Below are 13,021 nucleotides of genomic sequence, written 5' to 3'. Positions count from 1 at the left end.
CAAATTTATATCGTTTTGAGGTTTCAAATGAATTATATAAGCCTTATTTTTGGTGTTTTTTTTATCATATTTATTACAGTTTATTATATTGTCCCGGCTAAATATCGCTACATTATCTTATTCACAGGAAGTTATATATTCTATGGATATTTAAATCCCAAGATGTTGCTGGTATTAGTTCTTGTCACACTAATTTCGTATATAGGTGGGCTTTCTATAGGAAAGCGACAGTCGAAAACTGCTTTTCATTTCTTCTTTTTAATGGAAATCTTCGTTTTAGCCGTGTTCAAATATACGAATTTCATCGTTTCTAACATCAATAAAGTTATTGAGGTATTACTATCCAAACACCTTTTTAATGCAGATATAGATATTATATTGCCTGTCGGACTTTCCTTCATGGTCTTCCAGGCAATCACCTATCTTTACGATGTTTATCATAACAATATCAATCCTGAAAAAAATATAATTAAATATGCTTCTTTTGTAGCCTTTTTTCCCACAGTTCTTTCAGGTCCAATTCAAAAAGCCCGAAATCTCTTGCCTCAGATATCAAAGCCAAGAGATTTCACCTATGACCTGGCACAAAAAGGAACTCTCCTTTTTATCTGGGGCGCATTTGAAAAAATCATGGTTGCCAACAGGTTAAATCTAATCCATTCAAATATCATTACTGACTATGCAAACCATTCTTCTGCTGAAATTCTTATTGGTGCCATGTGTTTTTCATTATACATATATGCAGATTTTTCTTCTTATTCAGATATGGCACGTGGAATAGGTATGTTACTGGGAATCGATGTTGGGAAGAATTTTAATAATCCATACCTGTCAAAAAGTACTGCTGAGTTTTGGAACAGATGGCATACCAGTTTGAATGACTGGTTTAAAGATATTATTTATATCCCTCTAGGTGGTAATAAAAGAGGTCCATTACGTAAATATATAAACATGTTTATTATATTCTTCGTTAGTGGTCTTTGGCATGGTCCATACTGGCACTTTGTAGTATGGGGCATACTAAACTGGGCATTTGTAATTATTGGACTTGTCCTCAAACCATATAAGCATAGTATTTACCAAAAAATGAATGTTGATGAAAATTCAGCAAGTATTGTGCTACTCAGGCGAGGTTTGGTCTTTATTTTGGTTACTCTTTCTTGGGTATTCTTCAATTCCGGTATAAGTGACGGAATAAAAATATGTAAAAAGATACTGCTTTTCAACTTTATAAGCGTGTTTGATCCTGCTTTATTCAACATCGCCGGAACTATAACCGCAACCTTTGTCACCGCAATAACTACGCTTATTTTTTGCAACACACAGATCAAACGGCAAGAAAAATATAATATATTCCGTACTTTTCAAACGCAGCCTTTCTTTTTTCAATGCCTGTCAATAGCCGTTATAATATCCATTTGCATATTTGGAGCATTAGCTACAGATGCCAGTATCGATACGCAATTCCTATATTTCCGTTTTTAGGAGCATACTTATGAAACAATATTTTAAATTTATTATAGTAACTATCATTATGGTTTTAATTATTATTCCAACCACTGTTCTGGGTATAATCTGCTTTCCCAAGGGAACGTTTCATTCTTCTTATCAGAACATGATAGTAGATAAATACCGAATACTCCAAACTACAAATGAACCAAAGATTATTATTGTCTCCGGCAGTTCATCTTCATTTGGACTTGATCAGAATATGCTGGAAGAACAAACCGGCTATAAAGTTGCTAACCTCGGGCTCCATGCAGGTTTTGGCCATTTATTCTACTCTGAACTGGCAAAAGAAAACATAAATCCCGGAGACATCGTTTTACTAGGCTATGAATATGGTTGGGAAGAAGGATTTGATCATCTAGGACAAGACCTTATAATGACCGGGATAGATGAAAACATTGATATGTACAAACATATACCAATAAATCATTGGAAAGATTTTATAGGATATCTCTTTATATTTGCTGAGACAAAAGCCACATTTCAGGAGGCACATGGAATATACTCCAGAGATGCCTTTGACGACCACACCTGTCAAATGACCATGGAACGCGAATATGAAATGGATTATGAGAATAATAAAGAATTATATTCTGAAATAGACTTAACAAACGTAAAAATATCAGATAATGCCATAACATATCTCAAAAAGTACAAAAAATATGTTGAATCTAAAGGGGCACAAATATATTTTGTATCACCTCCTGTTCTAAAAAAAGCCATTGGTAGTGATTACCAGGAATTTCAGAATCTAAAGCTTCAAGAAGAAGATAAAATTGGAATCCCATATATCAGCAATCCAGAAGACTACTTTTTTGAAGATGAACTAATGTCTAACGGAAAATACCATTGCAGTACAATTGGTGAAAAAGTAAGAACCGAATTACTTATCGATGATTTAAAAAAAGCTCACGTCATCCCGTGAGCTTTTATGATGTTCATATCCTGATCCAATCGGAAGGACAAATATCCGGCATTTCATCTGTATTCTTCCATTTTGCAGGTGCTACAACTATCTTGTCTTTGTTTTTGTTTAGATACGCTCCCCACCAACTAAAGGAGCTATTAGCAATAATATTGTTTTTGCACAAAGACATCAGATGCATATCAGCCCATGCCTCTGAAATGTCGTTGCAATCCACAAAAACCACTTTTTCATCGTTAAAAAAGGATTTTGCTGCACTAAGATCATTTGAAAAAACATAAAACACAGGACTAACAATGTGACTTTGCATATATTCAAAAGCAGCCTTATAATAAGCCGGTGTGCATATATCACCGTAAATCTTTCGATTCACCTCTGTAGTATAGTCACCAAGTCTCATATGAACCGCCACAGAAGAATCATCCTTTTGTATTTTCTCTATCATATCTTGGCACTTTTTATTTGGCTTAAGAACCGGTGTGAATACTCTTTGAATATCTAATTGGATGTCAGAAAAATATTTGTACGACTGCCAATAACCATCAAAGTATCCATCATCATATTTATAATACTCACGACTATATTTTCCACGGTCTTTTTCTTGAATGTGCCTTTTACTAGTGATATGAAAATGCTGATATAAAAGCTTCTTTATAGGCCTGTTATAGCCCAAAAATCGAACCGCTTCATCATGAGAAACATACTTTCTTTCAATTCCAAATACATCAAAAATCTCATTATACTTTAGATTTTTTATTGTCTCATCCGTATAATCTCTATGAAGAATTACATTTTTTCCCACATGTTCCAAATCACGCATAAAAGCATATTGAAACATCTGATTTCCTAATCCCCCAACCAAATTTACAATAATCAAGCTAACTTTTCTCCTATTCTCACCTGCACATCTTTCTGAAACTTGTACAACATTTTCTTTTCATACCTTTTTTGAAGCAAATGTCTTGGAAACCTTTCAATATATGCGCATATAACATGAATAATAAACAAAGGATGTCGCAAAAATCCGCCTAAATACAGCCTATTCTCAGGATACATCATCTTTCTCCCCCACCAAAAATATATTATGGATGAGTATTTATGCCTGTCATAAACTCTAAGTCTTTTATTCGCATTTACTAATTCCCGAACAAGCAACAGGTTATCTGCCACGTTACCAGTCATATCCATGTCTCTCATATGGATATATAGCTCTTGTTGATTCCCTGTAGCATCCGGCAATAATCGTTTTAGACACTTAAGTTTTGTTAGATTTGAATAATAAACCTGTTTTTCACTTGGTCTATCCGAAATGTCATCACCTTTATCATATAATAAAAGAGGTTCCTGCAAAGAATCCAATGTGCCATATAAAGAACACCTTGCCCACATATCGTAATCCTGAGCTCTCATAAATTTTTCATCATATTTTAATTTGTGTAATTTCAAAAACTCAGTTCTGAACATTACTGCAGGATGAGGAAAAGTTTTGGGTGCCAACGACAATTCAATCCTAATGTCTTCATTATCGAACTTTGAATATGCTCCACCAATACCACCACATATCTTTCCGTTCATAATATCCAGAGAGATGCAAGAAAGAACATCAACATTCTCATGCTCCTCCATATACTTCACCTGCTCAGATATACGTTCAGGTAAAGAATAATCATCAGCATCCATCCTTGCAATGTACTTGCCTTGGGCAATCTCAATTCCTTTATTAAGTGATGCTGCAAGCCCAATATTATGCGCGTTATGGATTAGTTTAATCCTTGAATCGCCAACACTTTCAATATACTTAATACAATCAGCGTCTGCACCATCATTAATAATAATAAATTCAAGATTAGAATATGTTTGACCTAATATACTGTCTATTGATCTTTTAAGATGATATACGTCTGCATTATATACAGACATTACTACAGAAACCAACTCTGTCATTTTTTCATTACCATATTTTACAATTCGACTTTCTCTATCTTGCACTCATGTTTTTTAGTCTTAGAATCATAGCTTATTCCGCACATAAGCAACTCTCCATCCAAATTCTCAAATATCTTGGGGTAATTTCGCTCTTTTACTTGGGATATTGCACCTTCAGCTGAATCATTAACCTTTAGTTCGATCAATAATATAGGCAAATTTGATACTTGAAACGGAATATACACTATATCAGCATATCCATGACCGGAAGGTAATTCTTCCAACTTCATATAATTATTTGCACAACTGATATACGCAAATTTAACTACTGCTCTAAGTGCCTGCTCATCATTATAAAAAAGTGGAGCCACTCCAAACGTCCCTGCATCATGAGCATTCTGAATAGCTCTAGCCACAGCGTCCTCATTACATTCAATCGTATCCATAATGAGCTGATCTGAAGATAGTATTATTCTATTGGTTACCTTATGACTATCCTTACGAACAGTACTTACAAACTCTCTTCTGATTTCTTCATTAGGAATTCTTGCCTTATTAGTTTTACTATCAAATGCTAAATACCCCAAATGAATCAAAAGAGAAAGCACATCATCCCTTCCCTGAATTGAAGTCATATCATTCTGAAACGTCGCTGTATCAACCGGCATCTCATTTCCACCAATCATTTGGATCAAATCTGCCTGTAATTCATTTACATCCATATTAATGTAGCTCAATAATGCCTCATATGTCTCTGTTTTTGACCAATAAGAATCAAATACTCCCGTCCTTACAGCCTGGCATACAGAATTCGGATTATATATCTCTGCAACCTTATCAAAAGAATAACCATCATACCACTTTTTTAATTTTGACTTATTAACTGTATACTTTTGCGAAAGTACATCAATATCCCACTTGGTAAAGCCTACATACTCTGCAAAAATTGATGGTTGAAGCATAGTATATTCCCGAAAATCAGAAATAGCAGACTGATGACCATATTTTTTTATGGGTAAAATTCCAGTCATAAATGCTCCCGCTATTGCACGATCCGTAATATTTCCGTTTTTAAACAGCTCTCTCAGAAACTTAATATACTCTTCCTGTAATGCTTCTTTTTCCTTGCATTCCCTAAATAAAGCATCCCACTCATCTATAATAAAGAAAAACTTATTGTTAGTTTTTTCTTTAATACCAATCAATAATTCTCCTAATGAGGAATAATGAACATCAGGATGTTCATCTTTAAGCTCATCAGTTATAGATTTACGAATTGTTTCTACAACCTTATCAATGTCAGATACGCTTGATATAAACCCCGTAATATCAAGATAAATCACATTAAACTTGTTTAAATATTTTTCAAAGGAAGTCTTGTTTTCTATTTCGAGATATCTAAACAGTTCTCTTGAATCACAACTTTTATCATAATATGCGGAAAGCATCTTGGCTGTATATGATTTGCCAAATCTACGTGGTCGACTGATACATGTCAGTTTATCAGGAGTGTCAATGGTATTATTAATAATGTCGATAAGACCTGTCTTATCAACATATATCCCATTCAATATTGATTTAAAATTCTCATTTCCAGGATTAAAGTATATTCCCATTGTTGCTCCTTTTAGCTATAATTCCACAGCTTATAAAAATACATCGTCTATTTTTCTGATCCTACAATTTGAAAATGTCCAGGTATAGCTCAGAATTGCGGCGGATATAATTCCGTGGAAAAATTAAAATTTGATTTAATATATATATTTTCAATACTTGCTTTACTTTATCGACCTTCATTGGAAATCTTGCCTTAAAATACCATACCACTTCCAATTAACATATTTCCCATTTATCTTGAGATGTTCTCTAAACTCGCCCTCAAGCTTAAAACCACATCTTTCATATAGTTTTATTGCACTTTTATTATCTGCTAAAACTGTCAAATAAACCCTATGAAGACAATATTTTTTAAAAGCCGCATCAAGCACTAATCTCGTTGCTTCTGTTGCTATTCCATTACCTTGCGCTTTTTTTCTTAAAACTATAGCATACTCTGCATTTTCATTTTCAAGATCAATTTCTTTTAAGCTAATTGTTCCAAGATATTCATCATTCTCATCAACAATTGCAAAATGAACACTTTGCCCAGAAGAAATATTATCGGGTATTTTTTCAGCTTTGCAAAAACGGACAGCATTATCCAATGTCTGTCCATTCATATTCTTTTTAAAACCTTTCTGAATATCCTTATCATGCATCCACTCGAGCATTAACGGCGCATCTTTTTCTTTTAATTCTCTTAACGTTACCATATTATCGTTCTTCTTTTCTATTCTCTTCCTCTATTATGTACGGAGGTCTTTTTCTTGAAGCATCAAAAGTCCTCCATAGATATTCACCCAAAATACCCATAGACATCATTGTCACTCCAAAACTTAGCAAATTAAATAAAAATAAGGTAGTGAATCCACTAACATGTATACTACCGGTAAGTTTTGCAATCAGAACCACAATTGCCCATATAAAGCCCACTATTATAGATAGGCATCCGACCATTTCCAACGCTCTAATCGGCAATGTTGAAAAACTAAACAGAGTATCAGAAACAAGCCTTATTTTCTTTTTCAAAGTCCATTTGCTTGTTCCTATTTCTCTTGCTTTTCTTGTATAATATACAATTCCTGTCTTAAACCCGCTCCACAAAATCTGGCCTGTAATTGCACTATTCTTCTCATCGAGACTATCTAAAACATTTATCACTTTTCTGTCCAAAAGATAAATATCAAATCCATTCTTGGGCATATTGGGAAGTGAAGTCTTTCTAACAATCCAGTAATACAGGTTTGCAAACCCCACCTGTCCCTTACTTTCTTCACGTCCTTCACGGCATGCAAGAACTACATTGTTTCCCATCTTCCAACTATCAATCATATCAAGTAATAGTTCTGTTGGCTCCTGTAAATCTGCTGCCTTTATTATTGCACAATCCCCTGTAGAATTAGACAGGCCACAAAGACATGCTGCATGGGATCCAAAGTTTCGGGACAAACTGATAATCTTGATATTTGCATCTTGCTCTGCCAATTCCTTCATCACTTCATAGCTTTTGTCTTTTGATCCGTCATTGACCATAACTATTTCATAGTCATAATCAATCTTCTCTATAAACTTCTCTTTTAAATCAGCATATAACGGTCTTAAATTATCCTCATTATAATAAACCGGAATAACAATCGATACCTTCATCTTATTTTGTGCCTTTTCTATAATTATTTATGCATTCTATTACTCTGCTTTGCTCCTCATCCGTCATACCTGCATATATAGGCAAAGATATAACTTCATTAGCATACTTTTCTGTAATAGGCAAACTTCCTTCTTTTAATTCTAAACGCTTGTATGCTTCAGAAAGATGTGGAGGAATAGGATAATGAATTATCGTCATTATTCCATTTTCTTCCAAATACTGCTTAAAATCGTCACGATATTCGGGCACTCTTAGCACATATTGATGCCATACGGAAGTTGAACCTGCAGCAACTTCCGGCTTTATTACCATAGGATTGTCTATACCATCAGCATATTTTAAAGCTAATTGTTCACGCTCTTTTGTTATTTCATCCATATGAGCAAGCTTGACTCTAAGAAGTCCTGCCTGCAACTCATCAAGCCTTGAATTTGCACCCACTACCATATTGTGATAACGTTTCTCACTGCCATAGTTTCTATAGATTTTCATTAACCTGGCAAGTTCAGGATCATTAGTTGTAATCGCACCTGCATCCCCGAAAGCTCCCATATTCTTGGATGGATAAAAAGAAAAACAACCAAAATCACCAAAGCTTCCAGTCATTTTCCCATCATGGCATGCACCATGTGACTGAGCACAGTCTTCTACAAGCCTAAGGTTATACTTCTTGCAAATCTCTGTAATCTTTGTCATATTTGCAGCCTGTCCATACAGATGCACAACAAGAATTGCCTTAGTTTTGTCAGTAATCTTCTCCTCGATAGCATCAGCATCTATCTGGTAATACTTATCCGGCTCCACAAAAACAGGTGTCGCACCATTAATAGTAATTCCCATAACACTAGCTATATAAGTATTTCCCTGAACAATTACTTCATCTCCCTCGCCAATGCCGAGAACCCTAAAAGCAAGCCAAAGCGCATCCAATCCGCTAGCCAGACCTACGGAATAGTTCGTTCCCACATATTTTGCAAATTCTTCTTCAAATGCTTCGTCTTCTTTGCCCAGTATATACCAACCGGATCGTAGTACTTCCAAAGCCTTTTTTTCATATTCATCCTGATATTTCTGAAATCCACGGTCCATACGACCTTGCATTATTTTTTCCATTATCTTTTCTCTTTTCAATAATAAATCTTTTTATTAAATCCACTTAAAATACAGTAATCCATCAATTTAGTCACGTAATAGGCCATAAAGCTTTAAAATATCCCTTAAAATCAACCATCTTGGTTATTTTTTTTAATTTCTTCAACAAATTCTTCATACGAACGAATATACTCGTTAGGATCATAATGTTCACTTGATAAACATAAAAGCACTGAATCTTCGCTAAAATCATACATATCTTTCCATACCATTGTAGGTAAATACACTCCAGTATGTGGCCTATTCAAACAAAAAATAGCTTCATTTCCTTCGCCATCTTTCACCTTTACTTTACTCTTTCCAGCGACATTAATTAATACAAACTCAGAATTTCTATTTGCATGTTGTCCCCTAACAACATCGGCATCGGAGCCATAAATATAGAATGCTCTGGCTATATTGAAAGGAATATCTATTCCGCCTTCAACAATGACAAGGTGTCCTCTTTCGTCTCCTCTTTGTGGAAATTCTAACATTTTTACTTTATTTATATTATGCATCTTATACCTCTAATCATGTCCCTATGATATTTTACTAAAAACCACGAAATGCTTATTCAACAATACTTCATCAAGAAAACTGTGGAAACATATCAAAAACAAAATCTTCGAAACTCAAATACTTCTGAACGCGATAATAATTATCGATTATTGCTTCTCTCCTATCATTATAATCCTGCTGACAACACTTATTTATAAGGTTATCCAGATTTGTAAGGTCATTCAAATCATCCCTTTTTAGCTGTACAATCCCATCAGTGTTAAAATAATCTCCAATTTTTGAAGCCCCTAAATATATCGGAACCGTCATAGCAGCAAAACAGTCTAATATTTTTTCGGTAAAATAAAAAGGTGTTATGCTATTTTCTAATACTATACTATATCTATATTTTTCTAAAGCATCTGCCTTCTTGGGAATATAATTATTTACAGCAGTACCAAAAGCATCAACTCTTGAATCTTTTTTATAATATCTTGCGATTTCGCCTCGAACCTTATGAAGTTCACACATTTCTTTCGCAGAAGCAATAATAGATATGTTCTTTGTTTTATTATCTATATTATCCGGAGTCATATTCCCGCCATACGAATCAGTACCATACCAAACACTACATGCTGGTACAAAAACTGCATTTTCATACTTATTTAAAACACGTTCCGAATGAGTAAAAATATGTGAATACTTTTTCATAACGTCTGCGTTTATTATCGTCTTATCATACAGCTCAGGAATAATCTCCTCTGATTCACGCAGTACAGCTACTTTGTTCTCACAATTAAAAGTCTTTTCAAAAATCTTTTCATGAACATAGAAATGGGTATTCAACGATATATTGTATCTATCCCACAGTATTCTATTAGGATATCGCCCTGCACTTAAAGTATATGGAGTATGCATACATCCACTATCTCTCAAAAAAAAGACCTTCATCTTTTCACCTTTTTTATTATACAAGTCAGGTGGAGCCCCCATTTCACTGCCTATGTTTCTTTCATCATTAAGTCTTTCTTTTACAATTATATATGGTGCTAATTCAAGTATTTTTCTTTTTATATTTCTCATAGACCTCTTGCAAAAATCTCCGTTTCTATAGCAATTGTCTTATAATATTTCGGTATTCAGTGCTTACGACTATTTATAAGCTTCTGTCAAAAATTGATTAATTTTATTATTTATCCATTCAATTGCTATTCCACCAATAAATATACATATGAAATAAATAATAATCTTAATCCAGTGATTTACATTCACCTTTAAAAATCCAAGGCTCCTAGAAATGTAATCAATTAATAACATGTGATATAAAAAAATGTATAATGTATGCCTTCCCAATAAAGACAATTTTTCAAACATCGACGCAACAACTTTCTTATCAGTGAATACCCTTTCGAAAAAGAATAATAAAGACATCATCAGAATAGCACATAATCCTAATCCCACTCCCGGAGGGTTTATCCCATCACCAAATGGAAAAAATGAATCAATCGCAGCACGATATTTAGTTACCAAGTACCACCAAATTATCGTAACAAAAAACATTGAAAAAAACACTATGGAACTGCCTATTTTCCCTAGCGTTAATCGATTACAATATTTGCCAAATAACATACCAATGTACAATAGGATGAGATATGTACCACCGAATAGCTTTCCTCCTCCACCATAAACATCTAAAATGTTAGTATTATTAGTTGTAAAAACGGATAAAGCTACAACTATAGCAAATCCAACTAATTCATATAACATCCTGTATCTTTTTCCATGTGCTACAGCTAAAACATAGTAAAGAATTGGAGAAACTAATAATAGTTGAACATACAACATAACATAATAAAAGGGACCACAAGCACTAAAATGTATTGCTCTGTCTAAAAACATCGAAAATACAAATTGCTTTTCAGCCCAAATACAATATACCAAAGTTGCAACTAGATAAGGAATTATTATCTTTAAACAACTTTTCTTCACTTTCATCTTATAGTCTCCATGTTTTCTATCGAATGACCAATAAGTTGTCACTCCCATAGTAACTATGAATAAACTAACACTAAAATAAGAAGCATAAGCTATATTTAGATTAGTATAAAGAATACCTGTAGTATGATTTACTATTACAGCTATCATTGCAAATAATTTCGAAACATCTACCCAACAAGCGCGTTTATTATCCATCTCAGCCATTTCCATTTTATTATTTTCCATTAAACATAAGGGGCACAATTCCATCCACTCCCTGAAGTTCTGCCAAAATTCCACTTTCAATCGAAAGAGCTGTAAATGCTATAATCAGCCCTATAACTACTTTTATCAATAATTGTTTCCAATTTTGCCTTATTAAAAGATAGTCAGCTTTACAATCAGATACTTTTCCATATATAAGCAAATATAGTACCAACAAATATCTTTCTTCTAAAGCTCCTAACATAATAGCAAAAGTAGGAAGTAGTAACGAAATTATAACGAATACCCGCAATACCATGTCTGACTTATGTTCTTTATTAGCACTACTTGAACAAAATATACTAAACCCGTTCTTAATATCGTATGCAAATAAAAATAAAGACAAAATCACAATAAAAAGTCCACCAATCGCTAGTATGCTCCTATCGATTGTAACATCCTGTACATAGGTTTCAGGAAAAAGAATAAACATTGCATTCCAAATATGCTTCCAAAGTATAGCAATGAATTCTAATGGAAATTTCATGAACGCCAAAATATATGACTTCATTGAAATTTCATATCCTTCCTTTTCAAAAACACTTTGTATGGCCAAACCGGTTGCATTAATGAACTTCATCTGAACCTTTAATTCATTGTCAGTTCCAATGTATGTACCATATCTGTCCATACCAATTCCCCACCACAATTGTTGCGCAAATAAACCATTAACTTGCACTTTAGGAGATAATAATCTATATCTATTATAATTAATATAGATCTGTGGTAAAGCAGCAGAATAAATCCCGGTAATCATTGCTAATAATGCAATGAATGGATTTCGAATCCGAGAAACGTAATTATTATTAGTGACATCTTTTCTGCTCATCATAGTCTCATACAAAACTGCAGTAAAGACCAGTCCAATTATCTCTAACATATAAACCGTCCGAATATTATATGCCAAATACGCGACAGCTCCCCCAGCAAAAAGCCAAATATACGTTTGGTTTTCTCTCTTTTTTAATGCAACCAATATGATCCAAGCAGCCATTATTGCCAAAAATGAAGCTAAAACATCCGTAAGTGCATATATTATCAATCCATAGAAGAAAATCAAAAGCAGAAAAAATGATATAATACTTCTAACAAAAGTAAAATTTTTCTCCTTCCTTATACCTATCTCTTGCAAAAACCTTATGTAAATAAGGAATAACAATGAATAGAGTAGGCTACTAAGTATCCACCATGAACTATGTATGCCTAATATTAAGTCTAATTGTTGACATACGCCTAAAAGTATCGGAAAAGCAAATCCTCGATAGTCTCCACCCCCCCAAACTTTTATGGGACTTTCTATGTCCAAAAGTCTAAAACTACCTGATGCAAATAAGCTGTCTCCTATGGCTGCGTACTCCCACGCATCGCCTACATACCTATCCCTGGTAATACCTGATGAAAACTGCAAATATATAAGCACTACAAATACAATAATAAACGTTATCGCATTATTAAAAACTTCAATCTTTTTTCCGCCGTAATTTTTTCTAATAACTTTGTTCATATCAATCTCTCATAAATTTCATATAGAATAAAAGCTA

The 13,021-nt window shown here is 33.7% G+C and carries 12 protein-coding genes; 2 read left to right on the top strand and 10 right to left on the bottom strand.

Features of this window, described 5'->3' with window-relative positions:
- Nucleotides 1-27: 27 nt before the first annotated feature.
- Both BM086_RS15015 and BM086_RS15010 read left to right on the top strand, forming a co-directional pair.
- A complete protein-coding gene (locus tag BM086_RS15015) occupies nucleotides 28-1,485 on the top strand; it encodes an MBOAT family O-acyltransferase (protein ID WP_092328386.1) in 1,458 nt (485 codons plus the stop codon).
- Between the two features lie 10 nt (nucleotides 1,486-1,495).
- Nucleotides 1,496-2,434, top strand: coding sequence for a hypothetical protein (locus BM086_RS15010; protein ID WP_092328381.1), 939 nt, complete (start codon nucleotides 1,496-1,498; stop codon nucleotides 2,432-2,434).
- Nucleotides 2,435-2,447: 13 nt separating this feature from the next.
- On the opposite strand, the gene BM086_RS15005 is transcribed toward BM086_RS15010, so the two are convergent.
- The 10 genes from BM086_RS15005 to BM086_RS14960 form a co-directional block, all read right to left on the bottom strand.
- Complete coding sequence (locus tag BM086_RS15005; protein WP_092328377.1) at nucleotides 2,448-3,311, bottom strand: alpha-1,2-fucosyltransferase; 864 nt, start codon at nucleotides 3,309-3,311, stop codon at nucleotides 2,448-2,450.
- Nucleotides 3,308-4,378, bottom strand: coding sequence for a glycosyltransferase family 2 protein (locus BM086_RS15000; RefSeq protein ID WP_092328372.1), 1,071 nt, complete (start codon nucleotides 4,376-4,378; stop codon nucleotides 3,308-3,310). The genes BM086_RS15005 and BM086_RS15000 overlap by 4 nt, the downstream gene beginning before the upstream one ends.
- Nucleotides 4,379-4,395: 17 nt before the next feature.
- Nucleotides 4,396-5,976, bottom strand: coding sequence for an AAA family ATPase (locus BM086_RS14995; protein WP_092328367.1), 1,581 nt, complete (start codon nucleotides 5,974-5,976; stop codon nucleotides 4,396-4,398).
- A 177-nt stretch (nucleotides 5,977-6,153) separates the two neighbouring features.
- Nucleotides 6,154-6,672, bottom strand: coding sequence for a GNAT family N-acetyltransferase (locus tag BM086_RS14990; RefSeq protein ID WP_092328364.1), 519 nt, complete (start codon nucleotides 6,670-6,672; stop codon nucleotides 6,154-6,156).
- 1 nt (nucleotide 6,673) lies between these two features.
- A complete protein-coding gene (locus tag BM086_RS14985; protein WP_092328361.1) occupies nucleotides 6,674-7,606 on the bottom strand; it encodes a glycosyltransferase family 2 protein in 933 nt (310 codons plus the stop codon).
- Between the two features lies 1 nt (nucleotide 7,607).
- A complete protein-coding gene (locus BM086_RS14980) occupies nucleotides 7,608-8,720 on the bottom strand; it encodes a DegT/DnrJ/EryC1/StrS family aminotransferase (RefSeq protein WP_092328358.1) in 1,113 nt (370 codons plus the stop codon).
- Between the two features lie 110 nt (nucleotides 8,721-8,830).
- A complete protein-coding gene (locus tag BM086_RS14975) occupies nucleotides 8,831-9,259 on the bottom strand; it encodes a sugar 3,4-ketoisomerase (RefSeq protein ID WP_092328355.1) in 429 nt (142 codons plus the stop codon).
- 70 nt (nucleotides 9,260-9,329) lie between these two features.
- Nucleotides 9,330-10,322 (bottom strand): glycosyltransferase family 10 domain-containing protein, encoded by a 993-nt coding sequence (locus BM086_RS14970; RefSeq protein WP_092328352.1) that lies wholly within the window; start codon nucleotides 10,320-10,322, stop codon nucleotides 9,330-9,332.
- Nucleotides 10,323-10,391: 69 nt separating this feature from the next.
- On the bottom strand, nucleotides 10,392-11,447 hold the full coding sequence (locus BM086_RS14965; RefSeq protein WP_175560304.1) for an acyltransferase family protein: 1,056 nt from the start codon (nucleotides 11,445-11,447) through the stop codon (nucleotides 10,392-10,394).
- Between the two features lie 4 nt (nucleotides 11,448-11,451).
- Nucleotides 11,452-12,984 carry a hypothetical protein gene (locus tag BM086_RS14960; RefSeq protein ID WP_092328347.1) on the bottom strand — a complete coding sequence of 511 codons (1,533 nt, stop codon included), beginning with the start codon at nucleotides 12,982-12,984 and terminating at the stop codon, nucleotides 11,452-11,454.
- Nucleotides 12,985-13,021: the final 37 nt, after the last annotated feature.

The sequence above is a fragment of the Butyrivibrio sp. YAB3001 genome (genome assembly GCF_900112195.1).
Taxonomy (GTDB): domain Bacteria; phylum Bacillota; class Clostridia; order Lachnospirales; family Lachnospiraceae; genus Butyrivibrio.
The sequence above is the reverse complement of the archived record's forward strand: the minus strand, read 5'-3'. Positions and strand labels throughout refer to the sequence as shown.